Origin of the sequence: Hymenobacter sp. ISL-91 (assembly GCF_018613725.1) — a bacterium.
Lineage (GTDB): Bacteria > Bacteroidota > Bacteroidia > Cytophagales > Hymenobacteraceae > Hymenobacter.
Window position 1 is genome coordinate 127832 of sequence record NZ_JAGGPS010000010.1, and the last position, 16612, is coordinate 144443.

At 54.5% G+C, this 16612-nt stretch carries 14 protein-coding genes; 11 read left to right on the forward strand and 3 right to left on the reverse strand.

Features of this window, described 5'->3' with window-relative positions; all coding sequences use genetic code 11:
• Nucleotides 1–266 precede the first annotated feature (266 nt).
• The 3 genes from rplI to rpsF all read right to left on the reverse strand — a co-directional run bounded on the left by rplI (nucleotide 267) and on the right by rpsF (nucleotide 1440).
• The gene (gene rplI, locus J7E24_RS06070; RefSeq protein ID WP_215136179.1) at nucleotides 267–710 is read right to left on the reverse strand and encodes a 50S ribosomal protein L9; all 444 of its coding nucleotides are present in this window, start codon (nucleotides 708–710) and stop codon (nucleotides 267–269) included.
• A gap of 96 nt (nucleotides 711–806) precedes the next feature.
• The gene (gene rpsR, locus J7E24_RS06075; protein WP_019947036.1) at nucleotides 807–1058 is read right to left on the reverse strand and encodes a 30S ribosomal protein S18; all 252 of its coding nucleotides are present in this window, start codon (nucleotides 1056–1058) and stop codon (nucleotides 807–809) included.
• A 10-nt stretch (nucleotides 1059–1068) separates the two neighbouring features.
• Nucleotides 1069–1440: a 30S ribosomal protein S6 gene (gene rpsF, locus J7E24_RS06080; RefSeq protein ID WP_092738889.1), complete on the reverse strand. Its 372-nt coding sequence runs from the start codon at nucleotides 1438–1440 to the stop codon at nucleotides 1069–1071.
• A 467-nt stretch (nucleotides 1441–1907) separates the two neighbouring features.
• Here rpsF and J7E24_RS06085 point away from each other — a divergent pair, with 467 nt between their 5' ends.
• From J7E24_RS06085 to J7E24_RS06135, 11 genes are all read left to right on the forward strand, one after another.
• A complete protein-coding gene (locus tag J7E24_RS06085) occupies nucleotides 1908–3185 on the forward strand; it encodes a cytochrome c3 family protein (protein WP_215136181.1) in 1278 nt (425 codons plus the stop codon).
• A gap of 162 nt (nucleotides 3186–3347) precedes the next feature.
• The gene (locus tag J7E24_RS06090) at nucleotides 3348–6377 is read left to right on the forward strand and encodes a TAT-variant-translocated molybdopterin oxidoreductase (RefSeq protein WP_215136183.1); all 3030 of its coding nucleotides are present in this window, start codon (nucleotides 3348–3350) and stop codon (nucleotides 6375–6377) included.
• Nucleotides 6378–6491: 114 nt separating this feature from the next.
• Nucleotides 6492–7946 (forward strand): NrfD/PsrC family molybdoenzyme membrane anchor subunit, encoded by a 1455-nt coding sequence (gene nrfD, locus J7E24_RS06095; protein ID WP_251047045.1) that lies wholly within the window; start codon nucleotides 6492–6494, stop codon nucleotides 7944–7946.
• Nucleotides 7939–8463, forward strand: coding sequence for a DUF3341 domain-containing protein (locus J7E24_RS06100; protein WP_116940980.1), 525 nt, complete (start codon nucleotides 7939–7941; stop codon nucleotides 8461–8463). Before nrfD ends, J7E24_RS06100 begins: the two co-directional genes overlap by 8 nt.
• Nucleotides 8463–9206 (forward strand): c-type cytochrome, encoded by a 744-nt coding sequence (locus J7E24_RS06105; RefSeq protein ID WP_215136185.1) that lies wholly within the window; start codon nucleotides 8463–8465, stop codon nucleotides 9204–9206. The genes J7E24_RS06100 and J7E24_RS06105 overlap by 1 nt, the downstream gene beginning before the upstream one ends.
• Nucleotides 9207–9215: 9 nt before the next feature.
• The gene (locus J7E24_RS06110) at nucleotides 9216–10580 is read left to right on the forward strand and encodes a quinol:cytochrome C oxidoreductase (RefSeq protein WP_317195616.1); all 1365 of its coding nucleotides are present in this window, start codon (nucleotides 9216–9218) and stop codon (nucleotides 10578–10580) included.
• Nucleotides 10581–10673: 93 nt separating this feature from the next.
• A complete protein-coding gene (locus tag J7E24_RS06115; protein WP_215136187.1) occupies nucleotides 10674–11750 on the forward strand; it encodes a cytochrome c oxidase subunit II in 1077 nt (358 codons plus the stop codon).
• A 24-nt stretch (nucleotides 11751–11774) separates the two neighbouring features.
• Entirely contained in the window at nucleotides 11775–13625 is a 1851-nt protein-coding gene (locus J7E24_RS06120) for a cbb3-type cytochrome c oxidase subunit I (RefSeq protein WP_251047046.1), read from the forward strand.
• Between the two features lie 252 nt (nucleotides 13626–13877).
• On the forward strand, nucleotides 13878–14960 hold the full coding sequence (locus J7E24_RS06125) for a COX15/CtaA family protein (protein ID WP_215136189.1): 1083 nt from the start codon (nucleotides 13878–13880) through the stop codon (nucleotides 14958–14960).
• A gap of 56 nt (nucleotides 14961–15016) precedes the next feature.
• Nucleotides 15017–15868, forward strand: a complete 852-nt coding sequence (cyoE, locus tag J7E24_RS06130) for a heme o synthase (protein ID WP_215136191.1) — start codon at nucleotides 15017–15019, stop codon at nucleotides 15866–15868.
• 155 nt (nucleotides 15869–16023) lie between these two features.
• Nucleotides 16024–16611, forward strand: a complete 588-nt coding sequence (locus tag J7E24_RS06135) for a heme-copper oxidase subunit III (protein WP_215136193.1) — start codon at nucleotides 16024–16026, stop codon at nucleotides 16609–16611.
• Nucleotide 16612: the final 1 nt, after the last annotated feature.

Sequence of the window (16612 nt, forward strand, 5' to 3'; positions counted from 1 at the left end):
ACGGGCAGGCAACCTACTCAACCGCCCGCTTTCGGCCAAACGGACCGGTCGGCGGGGCGCATCGCCTATATGGAAACGCGGCTCAGTTGCTGCCTTTAAGATGGGAGAGAAGACCGGCACAGACTCCATGAAGGAAGCAAGCCAGACGAGTGTACGAACAAAGGTCGTAATAAGTAGGGCAGTTTATGCCGTGGTCCATAAACAAAACGCCCGGCTGCTAAAGCAACCGGGCGTTTTGTTTGCCTCAATGGCGTTTCAGCAATAGCCTACTCGGCCACTACGTTGAAACGAATCTTGTGCTTCACCTCGCGGTGCAGGTCGGCCGAAGCAGTATACTCGCCTACCGACGTGGGGTCGGTGTCGAACGAGAGACGCTTGCGGTCTACCTCAATGCCCTTCGCCTTGAGGGCGTCGGAGAGCTGCAGGGTGGTTACGCGGCCGAAAATTTTGCCGCTTTCACCCACCTTAGCCGGGATGTCGAGCACCATGTCGCCAATCTGGTCGGCCAGGCTCTGGGCATCACCCTTCACCTTGTCGGCCTTGTGAGCGGCCTGACGGACGTTCTCGGCAACGATTTTCTTGTTGGTTTTATCGGCCAGTACAGCCAAGCCCTGGGGCATCAGGTAATTGCGGCCGTAGCCGGGCTTTACCGTCACGAGGTCGTTCTTGTAGCCGAGGCCCTTAACGTCGTCTTTCAGAAATACTTCCATGAGTTTATTTAGTTATTAGTTGTTGGTTGTCAGTTGTTAGATTCAAAAGCGTTGCTTCAGCCAACAACTGACAACTGACAACTAAATACTGACAACTTATTTCAACGAGTCGGTTACGTAGGGCATCAGGGCCAGGTGGCGCGCCTTGGCTACTGCCTGGGCTACTTTACGCTGGAACTTGAGGCTGGTGCCGGTAATACGACGGGGCAGAATGCGGCCCTGCTCGTTGACGAACTTCAGCAGGAAGTTCGGGTCTTTGTAGTCGACGTACTTGATACCAGCTTTCTGAAAGCGGCAGTACTTCTTACGAGCGTCCTGCTTGTGCAGACGCTCGTTGGCGAGACTCATTTTACGTTGCTTAGCCAACTGCTTCGGACGTTTTAGGTTTGGGTTGATTCATTTCGCCTTTGCGACGGCGGCCAGCGTACTCCAGGGCGTACTTGTCGAGTACGGTGGTCAGGAAACGGATGACGCGCTCATCACGACGGAAGGCCAGCTCCAGCACATCTACGATGTTGCCTTCACCGGTGAACTCCACGAGGAAATAATACCCGGTGTTTTTTTTCTCGATCGGGTAAGCCAGCTTTTTCAGGCCCCACGATTCAAGGTTGATGATGTCGGCGCTATTTTCCTTAAGCACCTGCGAGAACTTCTCGACCGTCTCTTGCACTTGGCTCTCGTTCAACACGGGAGTCAGAATGAAGACCGTCTCGTAATTTCTTACTGCCATTACGACGGGGTGGAATATGATGTGAAAAAATAAATGAGGGGCAAAGGTAAGCTTTTTAGCCGCAATAACCAGCTATATTCAAGTAGATTACAGGGAAAGTTTTGGACCACAGCTTATTGCCCATCTGGCCCCAAACCTTCTCCTTATAGTAAGGGTTTTTTTGCTGAGCCGGGCAGCTTGCAGCCTCTGTGCGGCGGCCGAGTCTGAGTTGGGGTGTGCAGGCAGGTGCTGAGTTGCTAAAAAGCCGCAAAATAATAGAGTTTAGAATGAATCTAAGCTTGCCGCGAAGGGCGAAAAATCGCCCCCGTTGGTTTGTTCTCTGGCTTTCCCAAGCTACATTTGTGGCCTTGAAGCACCCCCGCGTTTCTTTTTTTTAGCTAATCTGTGCGATGGATAGCATCCGACTACGTTCCCTTCCCCGCCTCTTTCTTGCTCTGCTTCTGTTCTTTGTCAGCTTTGGCTATGCCATGGCGCAAGGTGCACAGCCAGCAGCCGGCGAAGTAGGTACCTCTAAAAATCCCAGCGAGGCTGGCGTTACGCCCGGCACCGTTGCCGCCGCCGCGCCGGCTGCTGCTGCCGGCACCACCACCGCCGACCCGGCCGCCATTGCCGCCGGTGATGCCCTGTTTAAAGCCAACTGCGCCCAGTGCCACGCCATCAACGACGTAGTAGTAGGTCCGGCCATGGCCGGTATTGCCAAGCGTCGGCCCATGTCGTGGCTCATTCCCTGGATCAAGAACTCCAGCAAAATGGTAGCCAGTGGCGACGAGTACGCCGTGAAAATATTCAACGAGTACCAGAAGCAGCAAATGCCAAGCTTCCAGCTCTCGGATGCTGAAATCACCTCGATTATTGCTTACGTTACCGATGCAGAAACCAAAACTGTTGCTGTGGGCACGGGGCTGGACTCTAAGTCGGGTGATCAGGCGGCCGTAGATGGCACTGCCACTGCCGGCGGCGAGGCCAGCAGCTCCATGAACATCCTGCTGATTGTGCTGGTGGTGGTGCTGATTGTGCTGGTGGTAACACTGGTAATTATTGCCAACATCATGAAGGATGTGCTGCGGGGCCGCAAGGACCTCGACGGCCGCGACCGGGAGCAGATTGAGCAGCGTTTCGATTACAGCCGCATTTACAAGTCGACGGCCGTGCGCGGTATCGTGGGTGCCGTATTTGTGCTTGCCGTACTCTACGAAACCATTCAGGGAGCTATGGGCGTAGGCCTGAGCCAGGGTTACCAGCCCACCCAGCCTATTGCCTTCTCGCACAAGCTGCACGCCGGCGAAAACCAGATCGACTGCGCCTATTGCCACACTTCGGTGTACAAAGGCAAGTCGGCCAACATCCCGTCGCCTAACATCTGTATGAACTGCCACTCGCAGATCAAAACAGAGTCGCCGGAAATCAAGAAGATCTACCGGGCCATCGAGCGTAAGCAGCCCATCCAGTGGGTGCGGGTACACAACATTCCCGATCTGGCCTACTTCAACCACTCCCAGCATACCCAGGTAGCCGGCCTCGAGTGCGTAACCTGCCACGGTCCTATCGAGAACATGGAAGTGGTTTACCAGTACTCGGCCCTCACGATGGGCTGGTGCATCAACTGCCACCGCGAAACGCCGCTCAACACCAAGGGCAACGGCTACTACGACAACCTTGTGAAGCTGCACGACTCCAAGAATGGGGCAGTTCCCTTCACGGTATCGTCGAACGGCGGCACCGAGTGTTCGAAGTGCCACTATTAAGCGCTTAGTGCGTAAGCTTGGCGAGCAATGAAGACTACTCGCTTCCGCTTTTAGCGCAATAAGACCAACAAACAACTTCCCAAGTCAAGATAAGCACCCTCTTGCGCACGCAGGGCGTCGAATAGAAGACCCCCGGTGCGCAAGACCCCAAGCCCCCAACAAATGCAAGAGTCGCCCAAGTACTGGAAGGGAATTGAGGAGCTGGAAAACTCGCCGGAGTTCATTAAGAACGCCATGACCGAGTTTGCCGACTTCATGCCGGTGAAGGAAGGCCATGGTTCGACGGATGCAACAGTTGCTCCACGCCGCGACTTTCTGAAGCTAATGGGCTTCGGATTGGCCGCCGCGACGCTGGCCAGCTGCGAAGCGCCCGTTCGGAAGGCTATTCCCTACCTCAACAAGCCCGAGGAAGTAGACCCCAGCATCGCCAACTTCTACGCTTCCACGTTCTTCAACGGCCAGGATTATAACAGCGTACTGGTTAAAACCCGCGAAGGACGGCCCATCAAGCTCGAAGGCAACCCCGAGTCGCCTATTACCCGCGGTGGCCTCTCGGCTCGCGGCCAGGCTGCTGTGCTGGGCCTGTATGACAATGCCCGGCTGCAGTTCTTCACCAAAAAGGGCCAGCGCATTGCCACCGACCAGCTCGACCAGGAAGTACGGGCCGCATTGACCGGCGCTGGCCGCGTGGCCATCGTGTCGCCGACCATTATCAGCCCTTCGACCAAAAAAGTCATCAACGAGTTCACTACCCGCTTCGGCGGAGGTGAGCATGTGATGTACGATGTGAACTCGGTGTCGGCGCTACTCCGGGCCAACGGCGGCGTGCTTCCGGCTTATGATTTCAGTAAGGCCGACGTTATCGTAGGCCTCGATGCCGATTTCCTGGGCACCTGGATTTCGCCCGTAGAGTTTGCCCGCCAGTACGTAGAGAACCGCAAGGTATCGAGCGAGCGGCGTGCCATGTCGAAGCACTACCAGTTCGAAACCAACCTCTCGCTTACCGGCTCCAACGCCGATGTGCGCGAGTCGCTGAAGCCCTCGGCTATGGGTGCGGCAACGGCCGACCTGTACAACGCCGTAGTAGGCGGGGGCGCGGCCCCAGCTTCCAAGAAGCTTGCCGAGGCCGCTGCTGCTCTGCGTCGGGCGGGTTCGCGTGGCCTCGTGGTTTCGGGAATCAACGACCCCGGCATCCAAACGCTGGTAGCCGCTATCAACCAGACGCTCGGCTCAGCCGCCGTCGATACGGCCAACCCTTCCTACGTACGTCAGGGCGACGACGCCCGTATGGCTCGCCTGATCAAGGATATTATTGCGGGCCAGATTGGCGCAGTAATTTTCTACGGTGCCAACCCCGTGTACGACCACCCGATGGGTGCCGAGCTAGGTAAAGCGCTGCAGGCCGGTAAAGTAAGAACGAGCATCTCGCTCAACGACCGGCTCGACGAAACCGGCAAGCTATGCCTCTACGCTGCTCCCGACCACCACTTCCTGGAGTCGTGGAATGACTACGAGCCAAAGCGCGGCTATCTGAGCCTAGCTCAGCCCGTCATCACGCCTCTGTTTGCCACCCGTCAGGCCCAAGATTCGCTCCTGACCTGGGCCGGTAATCCAACTACCTATTACAATTATCTTCGCCAGCAATGGCAGGGAGTATTAGGCAGCGCAGGCTTCATAAAAGCCTGGGACAAGGCTGTACACGACGGTGTAGCCCGTGGCTCGGCGCTGCCTGCTCCGGCGGCCCAACTAGAGCCCGCAATGGATGCAAACAGCGCTATGAGTGCTATTCGTGCCAACAAAGGCACTGGTATTGAGCTTGCTGTTTACGAAAAAGTTGGCCTCGGCAATGGAGCACAAGCCAACAACCCCTGGCTACAGGAATTGCCTGACCCGATTTCGAAGGCTACCTGGGGCAACTACGTAACTGTTCCTCGCGCCTACGCTCTGGAGCAGAAGTGGGAGCAGGGTGATGTGGTGAAAGTGACGGCTAATGGCAAGAGCATTCAGCTACCCGTCCTGATTCAGCCCGGCCAGGCTGCCGGCACCATTGGTATTGCTATCGGTTACGGCCGCGAGGCAGCGGGTAAGGTTGCCGATCAGGTTGGCGCCAATGTGCTGCCACTGCTGACAATGCGCAACGGAGCCATCAACTATACTACCTCGGTGCAGATTGAGGGTACCGGAACCCAGTCGCCAATTGCCCAGACCCAGACTCACCACACTATCATGGACCGCGAGGAAGTGGTGCAGGTAGCGTCGCTGGCAGAATACCAGAAGAATCCTAAGGAGGTTACTAATTACATCAAGATTGCGACCCCCGAAGGTCTGGAAGCTCCTCGTAAAGTGTCGTTGTGGCAGGACTACGAGTACAAGAATCACCATTGGGGCATGGCCATCGACCTCAACTCGTGCATCGGCTGCGGCTCGTGCGTGATTGGTTGCCAGGCCGAGAATAATGTGGCTGTGGTGGGCAAGCAGGAGGTTATCAACCGCCGTGAGATGCACTGGATGCGCATTGACCGCTACTATAGCTCCGACGCTAACAAAGAGCAGTTCGACGAGAAGGGCAAGCTTGACACCTACGCGGCTATGGAAGATCCTTCGGCTAACCCCGCAGTAGTATTCCAGCCCCTGATGTGTCAGCATTGCAACCACGCACCTTGCGAAACGGTGTGTCCGGTACTGGCGACTACCCATAGTTCGGAAGGTCTCAACCAGATGACCTACAACCGCTGCGTAGGTACCCGTTACTGCGCCAACAACTGCCCTTACAAGGTGCGTCGCTTCAACTGGTTCTCGTACTACTCCAATGAGAAGTTCGAAACTGTAAACGGCCACATGTTCACCGATCTGGGACGCATGGTGCTCAACCCGGATGTAACGGTACGAGCCCGCGGCGTGATGGAAAAGTGCTCCATGTGTGTGCAGCGGATTCAGCTGGGTAAGCTGGAAGCAAAGAAAGAGAAGCGCCGCCCACGGGATGGTGAAATCGTTTCGGCCTGCGCCCAGTCGTGTCCTACCCAGGCCATCGTATTCGGCGACATGCGCGACTCGGAGTCACGCATAGCTCAGCTGTTGCGCCGCGAGGATGGTGAGCGGGCTTTCCACGCCCTGAGCTCCATCAATGTGCAGCCTAACATCACGTACCTGACCAAAATCCGCAATACGGATCAACTCGATTTCAACGTTTAATTATCGGTGCTTAGCTTGTTGGGGATTTAGGGAGTTGGTTTTTTAGCGCCAGTTCATTCGCCACGAAGCCAAGTCCCCGAATTCCTGAAGCCCCAACAACCAAATTCAACCACTATGCAGCACGTATCACCTGTACGGGAGCCGCTCGTAACCGGGGGGAAAACGTACCACGACGTCACCCAGGACGTGTGCCGCCAGGTAGAAGCCGCCCCGAATATTCGGTGGATGGCCGCCCTGAGCGTCGCCCTTCTGCTCCTCGGCGTATTCTTCTATTCCGTTTACCGCACCTTGTGGTACGGTATCGGCGAGTGGGGCCTGAACAAAACCATTGGCTGGGCCTGGGACATCACCAACTTCGTGTGGTGGGTAGGCATCGGCCACGCCGGCACCCTGATTTCGGCCGTACTGCTGCTGTTCCGTCAGAAGTGGCGGACCTCCATCAACCGCGCTGCCGAAGCCATGACCATCTTCGCCGTAATCTGCGCGGCCATGTTTCCGGTACTGCACATGGGCCGTCCTTGGCTGGCTTACTGGGTGTTCCCACTACAGAATACGTTCGGCTCGCTGTGGGTAAACTTCAACTCGCCCCTGCTCTGGGACGTGTTTGCCATCTCGACTTACTTCACCGTGTCGCTGGTGTTCTGGTACACAGGTCTGGTGCCCGACTTCGCCACTATCCGCGACCGGGCTAAGGGTCCGATTGCCAAAGTAGCTTACTCCATGCTGAGCATGGGCTGGAAAGGTTCGGCTAAGCACTGGAGCCGCTACGAAACTGTTTCGCTGATTCTGGCCGGCGTTTCGACGCCACTGGTACTCTCGGTACACACCATTGTATCGATGGACTTTGCTACCTCGGTAGTACCGGGCTGGCACACTACCATCTTCCCGCCCTACTTCGTGGCTGGTGCTATCTTCTCGGGCTTCGCCATGGTACTGACGCTGATGCTCATTACCCGGGTCGTATTTAAGCTGGAAGACTACATTACCATTGAACACATTGCCCTCATGAATAAAATCATGATGGTTACCGGCTCCATCGTAGGTGTGGCTTATATCACCGAGTTCTTCATTGCCTGGTACTCGCAGGTGGAATACGAGTCCTACGCGTTCATCAACCGGGCCACTGGTCCTTACTGGTGGGCTTATGCGGCTATGATGACCTGCAACGTAATTACGCCGCAGCTGGTGTGGTTCCGTAAGGTGCGTTACAGCATTCCGCTGACCTTCGTGCTATCGATTATCGTGAACATTGGTATGTGGTTCGAGCGTTTCGTAATTATCGTCACCTCGCTGCACCGCGACTACCTGCCTTCTTCGTGGGCTATGTTCTCACCAACTATCATCGACGTGGGTATCTACGTAGGCACTATTGGTCTGTTCTTTACGCTGTTCCTGCTGTTTGCTAAGTTCTTCCCGGTTATCAACATGGCCGAAGTGAAGTCGGTGCTCAAGTACACGGTGGATAACGGCCCGACCTATACTGGCCGCGACCCGCACCACGCCCCTCAACCCGTTACCACCCACGGAGTGCCTGCCTCGGCCCCGGTAAACTACGATAAGCATGACTAAGCGCTTCGCCCTCGGTATTTTCGAAGACGAGGACGTGCTGCTGCACGCCGTGGAAAACGTTCGGGAAGCCGGCGTTAAAATCTACGAAGTCTTCACCCCGTTCCCCATCCACGGCATCGATGATGCCCTAGGCATCGAACGGTCGCGCCTGCCCATTGCCGCGTTCTTCTTCGGCCTCACTGGCCTGTCGTTTGCGCTCTGGATGCAGATTTATATGCTGGGCTTCGACTGGCCGATGATTATCGGCGGTAAGCCCCACATCGCACTGCCGGCCTTCATTCCGGTAACGTTTGAGTTGACCGTGCTTTTCTGCTGCCACGGTATGGTTATTACCTTCTATGCCATCAGCAAGCTCTACCCGCGCTGGAAAACGCCAGTGCTGGATGTGCGCTCGACCGACGACAAGTTCGTGATGGCCATTGAAGTAAACGAGAACACCGATATGAACAAGCTCACGCAGATTCTGCGCGAGAACGGCGCATCGGAGGTCAATCAAAAAGAAATGTCCAAGTTCTAATGATGCACTCGCTGAAAATATCGCTACAAGCGTCGGCGGTGCTGCTGGCTGCGGCGCTGACTACGGGCTGTAATGAGGCCAATGATCCGGGCCTGGAGTATGCTCCTGAGATGTACACTTCCATCCCGTACGAGCCGCTAAGCCAAGTAGGTGCCAACCGTGTTAACCCCATGGGCATCAACCAGCGCACGCCAGCGGTAGGAACCATACCGCGCGGCAAGCTGGCCTATTACACACATATCGCCAAAGACGATATTCCTACGGCTGAAACAACACTGAAAAACCCCTACGCTTACTCTAAAACGCATTTAGAGCAAGGCAAAGTGTTGTACTCGCGTAACTGCCAGCACTGCCATGGTGAGCAGGGCGACGGACAAGGCCCGGTAGGCATCAAGTTCAAAGGTGTACCCAACTACGCCACCGGAACCTACCCAACCCAGAACGACGGCCATATCTACCACGTCATTCAGTGGGGCAAGGGCCGCATGATGCCGCACGGCTCACAGGTAAACCCTGAGGAGCGTTGGAAGATTGCCATGTATGTGCGGGCTCTCCAGCTCGGCAAGGGCCCGGATGGGCTGGCAGACATGGTAAAAGTTGGCGGCGCCGACGCCAACGTACCCACGGCCGACTCGACCATGACGTCGGGCCAGATGAAACAGAATCCCACTAAAGCTGGGTCGAACGAGATGTCGAAGAACCCTGGCGCGGGCGACCCGGCACGTAACGGCGAAGCTATTTAATCCCCTGCTATGGCAACTCTGACGCATCAGGAAAGTGTTACGGCGGAATACCTGGAAGTAACCCCGGGCACTCGTAAGAACTTCATGCTTATCATCATTGCCGGCGTGGTTCTGCTGATAGTGGGCGTAATCGTCTCGCTGTTCGGCGGTGGTGGCCACGAGGCCGCTGAAGGCGCCGCCGCCGCCCACGGCGCAACCGCGGGCCACGGTGTGGCAACGGCTGGCAATACGGCTGCGGCTGCGCATGGTGGTGGCGAGCACCACAGCAGCGCACCTTGGCTCAAGCGTATTATTGTGAGCTTATGGCACAACAACGTGTTCTTCACAGGTGTGTCGGCCATCGGTACCGTGTTCATGGCTATTCAGTACGTGGCTTACGCGGGCTGGTCGGTTGTGGTAAAGCGCATCAATGAGGCCCTCAGTGCCTGGCTGGTGCCCGGTCTGGTGATTATGCTGGTTGTATTCGGCCTTAACTTCATCAACTACGATCTGTTTCACTGGACGGTACCCGGCATCATGGACAAGGGGGATGCCAACTACGATGCCATCATTGCAGGCAAATCAGGATTTCTGAATGTGCCGTTTTATGTCATTCGAATGGTGGTGTACCTGGGCCTGTGGATTTATTTCACGAAGCGTCTGCGCGATCTGTCGCTGGCCGAAGACCTGAATGGTGGTACTGCCTACTTCCATAAAAGCATCAATGTTTCGGCTCTTTTCCTTGTATTCTATGCCGTAACCTCGTCGATGTCGGCCTGGGACTGGGTAATGTCGGTTGACGTGCACTGGTTCTCCACCATGTTTGGCTGGTACGTTTTCGCCTCGTGGTGGGTATCGGGTATTGCAGCGGTTACGCTATGTGCCATCCTGCTTAAGCAAGCCGGCTACCTGCCTCTGCTGAAAGATGGCCACCTGCACGACTTGGGCAAATTCATGTTCGGCTTCAGCATCTTCTGGACTTACCTGTGGTTCTCGCAGTTTATGCTCATCTGGTATGCCAACATGCCCGAAGAGTCAGTGTATTTCAACCAGCGTCTGGGCGGCTTCAACGGCCAGTATACGTGGTTGTTCTACGCCAACCTGGCTATCAACTTCGTCTTCCCTTTTCTAGTGTTGATGACCCGTGATGCAAAGCGTCAAATGATCATGCTCAAAATAGTGAGCATTGCCATTCTGATTGGTCACTGGTCTGACTTTTATTTGATGTTCATGCCCGGAACAATGAAGGGTGAAAACGGGTTTATTATTGAGATTGGAATTGCACTGATTTTCCTCGGTAGCTTCCTTATTTTGATGACTAAGCGTTTGGCTCAGGCTTCGCTGACCCCGGTTCATCATCCCTTCCTCGACGAAAGCGTTCATCATACTACTTAATCTCAGACAGGAGTATTGAGTAGTAAGAAGACGGCCCTGCCTGATAGCTGGTGCTCGTTCTTAGCCTCTCAACACTCACTTCTACCCTTGCAAATGACTACTCTGAGCATTGTTCTGGTTTTGGCGTTGTTACTGGTCGTATTCGGCCTGTTGTTTCGTCTCCAGATTCTGACTTCCATTTTCTCAGGCAGCTCTAATCGGGAGGTGGGCGTCAGCAACCGCGTAAATGCCATCCTGTTTATGGTATTTCTCCTAGGTGGTGGCGCGTGGTTCGCGTGGTCGTTCGTCGAGAACTTCGACAAGATGAACCCGCCGATTGCTTCCGTGCACGGCCTGGCTACCGACAAGATGTTTTGGGTGTCGATGGCCATTCTGGGTGTAGCCTTTGTGCTGACGCAGGTATTGCTGTTCTGGTACTCATACCGGTATCAACATAAGGAAAATCGTCGGGCCTTCTTCTTTCCTCATAACAACAAGATTGAAGTTATCTGGACGTTAATTCCAGCTATTGTAATGGCTGCCTTGGTGTTTGCTGGCTGGAAGGAGTGGACGCGTATCACTGGCCCCGCTCCGAAAGATGCCGTTGTGCTGGAGGTTATGGGCAAGCAGTTTAACTGGTTGGTACGTTACCCGGGCCGCGACCAGAAGCTGGGTGTGGTTAATTACCGGCTTATCGACGCAGTAAACGAATTCGGATTTGATCTGAGCGACCAGAATGGTGTTGACGACTTTACAGCCGGAGAAATCCACGTTCCTAAAGGTCATCCGGTATTGTTGCGCATCCGTTCGCGCGACGTGCTACACTCGGTATATATGCCAAACTTCCGGGTGCAGATGTACGCCGTACCAGGTATGCCGACTAAATTCTGGTTTACGCCTACCAAGACTACCGATGAGATGCGGGCCCAAACAGGCAACCCTAATTTCAATTACGAGTTGGCCTGTAACCAGATCTGTGGCCGTGGGCATTTTGCTATGAAAATGAGCATCATCGTGGATGAGCCGGACGATTATGTAGCTTGGTTTGCCAAGCAGAAATCGTTCTCAGAACAAAACCCGGAGGTATTAGCCAGCTTCAAACAGAAGTCGGATAAATTGGTTGATAAAGCACCGGCTACCCCGGCTGCCGCTGCGGTGGTAACGCCTACGGCTGCCAAGGCTTCGCTTTAAACATTCTTACTGCACGATTTACCTATGGCAGCTAACTTTCCAACGCAAGAGCAGGTGCAGGGTGGCATCGGGGCTACCGAACCGGGCCACGACCACGCGCACCACGACGAGCATCACGAGCAGAGCTTTCTGCAGAAATATGTATTCAGCACCGACCATAAAGTAATTGCTAAGCAGTTCCTGATTACAGGTATTTTCTGGGCCATTATTGGTGGTGCGCTTTCCAGCCTGTTTCGTCTGCAGTTGGGCTGGCCCGAAGCTACTCTGGAATGGCTTAAGCCGTTTTTGGGTAAGTGGATTGAGGCTGGCAAACTGAACCCAGAGTTTTATCTAGCATTGGTAACTATGCACGGCACCATCATGGTGTTCTTCGTGCTGACTGCTGGTCTGTCCGGAACGTTCTCCAACTTTCTGATTCCGTTGCAGATTGGTGCCCGCGACATGGCGTCGGGCTTCATGAATATGCTCTCGTACTGGTTCTTCTTCGGATCCAGCGTGATTATGTTCGCTTCGCTCTTTATCGAAACTGGCCCGGCTGCGGCTGGCTGGACAATTTACCCGCCACTTTCGGCGCTGCCTCAAGCCATTGCCGGCTCGGGTGCGGGTCAAACGCTCTGGCTGGTATCGATGGCGCTGTTTATCATTTCGCAGTTGCTGGGTGGCGTAAACTACATCACTACCGTTATCAACCTGCGTACCCAGGGCATGAGCATGAGCAAGCTCCCGCTCACCATCTGGGCCTTCTTCCTGACGGCTATTTTGGGTCTGCTTTCGTTCCCGGTTCTGTTCTCGGCCGCACTGCTGCTGATCTTCGACCGTTCGTTTGGTACGTCGTTCTTCCTGTCTGACATTTACATTGCTGGTCAGGCCCTGCCTAATACCGGTGGCTCGCCTATCCTGTTCCAGCACTTGTTCTGGTTCCTGGGCCACCCTGAGGTGTACATCGTAATTATGCCTGCTATGGGTATGGTGTCAGAAATTCTGGCAACCAACGCCCGTAAGCCTGTATTCGGCTACCGCGCTATGATTGGCTCACTGCTCGGTATTTCGTTGCTCTCCTTTATTGTGTGGGCTCACCATATGTTCGTAACCGGCATGAATCCTTTCCTCGGATCGGTCTTCATGTTCCTGACGCTCATTATTGCGGTGCCATCAGCCGTGAAGGTGTTTAACTGGCTGGCTACGTTGTGGCGCGGTAACATCCGTTTCACTACGGCTATGTTGTTCTCTATTGGCTTTGTCTCGCTGTTCATTGCGGGTGGTCTTACGGGTATCATTCTTGGTAATGCCGCCCTCGACATTCAGCTGCATAACACGTACTTTGTAGTAGCTCACTTCCACCTTGTAATGGGTTCATCGGCCTTCTTTGGCCTGTGGGCTGGTGTATACCATTGGTTCCCCAAGATGTTCGGCCGTATGATGGACGAGAAGCTTGGCTATCTGCACTTCTGGCTAACCTTCGCCGGCGTATACTTGGTGTTTCTGCCGATGCACTATGTGGGTATTGCCGGTTTCCCCCGCCGCTACTACGCCTGGACTGGTTTCGATACATTCAGCCAGTTTGCTGACTTGAATAAGTTTATCTCGGTGGCAGCCATTATTGCCTTCCTAGGTCAGTTCATCTTCATCTTTAACTTCTTCTACAGCATCTGGCGCGGCCGTCGGGCTACCGAGAACCCCTGGAACTCGACGACGCTGGAATGGACGACGCCGGTTGTTCCCGGCCATGGCAACTGGCCCGGCGATATTCCTGCTGTACACCGCTGGCCCTATGATTACAGCAAGCCCGGTGCTGAAGAGGACTTCATTCCTCAAACCGTGCCCTACTCGCAGACGCAATCTTCAAATTTGCCCTACGAAAAGGAGATGGAGTAAGTACCACCAGGTGCATGCACATAAAAACAGGCCGCCGTACCAACGGCGGCCTGTTTTTATGTGCAATGCCCACCTATTGGTAACGATTATATCAAGCATAAATATAGCCGCTGCGGAGAAGCAATTAACCCTTAAAACGGTTATATAGAGAAGGAAGGGTAGGAGAAGCATCATTTACCCGGTAAGCCTTTAGATGCTTCTCAGGCCGCTTTTTTCGTTGGTCAACAACTAACAGCCACCAGTTTTCAACTAATGGTATTTCCTGCTTTTGTGCGCCGCTTTCGGTTCGTAGGTATCCTGACCGTGGCGGCCGTGTACGTTCTAATTTTGATAGGTGGTATTGTGCGGAGTACCGGTTCAGGAATGGGCTGCCCCGACTGGCCCAAATGCTTCGGTACCTGGGTGCCGCCTACGCATATCAGCCAGCTGCCAGCCGATTACAAGGAAATCTACCTGGCCCAGCGGGTAGCCAAGAACAAGAAACTGGCTACCCGGCTCGAAAGCATGGGCTTTCATCAGGTGGCGGGCGATATTTTCAACCATCCCTCGCAGTACATCGAAACGGATTTCAATCCGGTAAAAACCTGGATTGAGTATATCAACCGCTTGGTGGGGGCACTGATTGGAGTATTTGTATTTGCTACTGTGCTCTTTGCTTTTCCGTACTGGCGGCGCGACCGGCCGGTGTTCTGGCTGGCACTGGGCTCGTTTCTGCTTACCGGCGTGCAGGGCTGGTTGGGTTCGTTGGTTGTTTCAACCAATCTGCTGCCCATTATGGTAACTATACACATGGGCTTGGCCCTCGTGATTGTAGGGATGTTGTTGTATGCCGTGATTCGCTCGCAGCGCCCGGGCAGCGGCGTTGAGGAACGAGTGCAGCCGTTGGCGGGCCTGAAAACTGCGCTGGTCGTGGCAGTTATATTCAGCTTTGGTCAGATTGTACTGGGTACACAGGTGCGTGAAGAGGTCGACTTGCTGGCTTCGGCCAACCACTACCTTGGCCGCGCCGGTTGGATAGACCAGTTGGGTACCACCTTTAAGGTACACCGGTCGTTTTCCATCCTCATCGTGCTGCTGAATGCCTACTTGGTATATAAGCTATACAAGGTGCCTTCGAGGGGCCTGCACCGGCTGGCTACGGTTATTGCGGTGCTGGTTGTGGGTGAAGTAATAGCCGGTATCACGCTGGCTTACTTTGCCTTTCCGGCTTTCGCTCAGCCCATCCATCTCACGCTGGCTACTGTGCTCTTTGGGGCACAGTTTCAGGCGATGATAGCCTATAACCGGGCTACGAAAGGGCAGGCGCAGGAGGTTACTCCGGTCGTTGTTGCGTAGCTTTGCAGCCCCGCAAGGGGTGGTTTTCCGCCATATACACCGTTTTTCTCCCGTTAATGAGTAAGGCTAAGGCGTACTTCCAGCTGATTAAGTTCCGATTGGCCCTCACGGTGGCTTTCTCCAGCGCCATTGGCTATCTGTTGGGCGCCAACGAGCTACACTGGGGACGGGCTCTACTGGTAATGGTGGGCGGCTTGGCTGTTACCGGGGCAGCTAACACCATCAACCAGATTTTCGAAATCGACCTAGACCGCCAAATGAAGCGTACGGCTCAGCGGCCATTACCCCTAGGGATTCTTAGCCCGCTGGAGGCCTGGGTATTCACGCTCGTACTGGGCGGAGCGGGGCTGACGCTGCTGGCGCTGGTATTCAACCCGTTGTCAGCAGCACTGGCGCTGCTTTCGCTTATTTTGTACGGGTTTGTGTACACGCCTCTCAAAACTATTTCGCCGATTTGCGTGGCGGTAGGTGCCATTCCGGGCGGATTGCCGCCGCTTATTGGCTGGGTGGCAGCTACTGGTTTTCTGGGGCTGCAGGGTTGGATTCTATTTGGTATCCAGTTTATGTGGCAATTTCCGCACTTCTGGGCCATTGCCTGGGTGCTCGATGACGACTACAAGAAGGCCGGATTCAAGATGCTGCCTTCGCCCGGCAAAAAGGACTTACGCACCGCCTTCCAGATCATGACTTACACCATGGTGCTGATTCCGCTTAGCCTGTTGCCCTTCTATTTTGGGATGACCGGAACCGTGTATCCGATGGTAGCGGCGGTATGTGGAGTGCTGTTTCTGATGCAGACGTTTTACCTGATGCGGACTGTCAGCAAGAAAGCGGCCATGAGCATCATGTTCGGCTCCTTTCTATATCTGCCCATTGTGCAGATTGCGTTGGTGCTGGATAAAATATAGCGCTTTGCCTGGAAGTGAGATTTGCGACCTAAACAGTGAGACAAAAGACTCTTGTTCAGTGTTAAAAATAAACAGGCGAAGGTCCCGGATTCACCAGAATCCCTGTTCCGACGCCTTGCTTACTTCTCACCTCTCATACTCACACATTCAACCATATGCTTGCTAACGAAGCCCTGAATACCAAGGAGCCGGCTACCGGAATACATCCGACCCGGTTTCTGCTCATGCTGATGATGGTCAGCATTTTCATGATTTTTGCTGCTTACACCAGCGCCTACATTGTGCGCCGCAACGAAGGCAACTGGCTGGAATTCAACCTGCCTCCCGGTTTCCTATACACCACGGTTGTGCTGCTGCTGAGCTCGGCTACGGTGCAGTGGGCCTGGGTGGCTGCCCGCCGCGACGACCTTAAGCAGGTGCGGCTGGCGTTGCTGCTTACTTTCGGATTGGGCATGGCGTTTTTGGTGGGTCAGTGGCTGCTTTGGGGGCAATTAGTCGACGGTCGTATCTTTTTTGCGGGCACCGACTCCAACCCTTCCGGCTCATTTCTGTATGTATTAACCGGAGTCCACGCTTTTCACCTCATTACGGGCCTTATCTTTCTGCTGGTTGTGGTGCGGAAAAGCTTTAAGTATCAGGTGCATTCCCGTCAGATGCTCTCCATTGGCAACGTTACCATCTACTGGCACTTCCTGGGCGTACTTTGGTTGTACCTGTATTTGTTCTTACTTTTGAACCACTAGA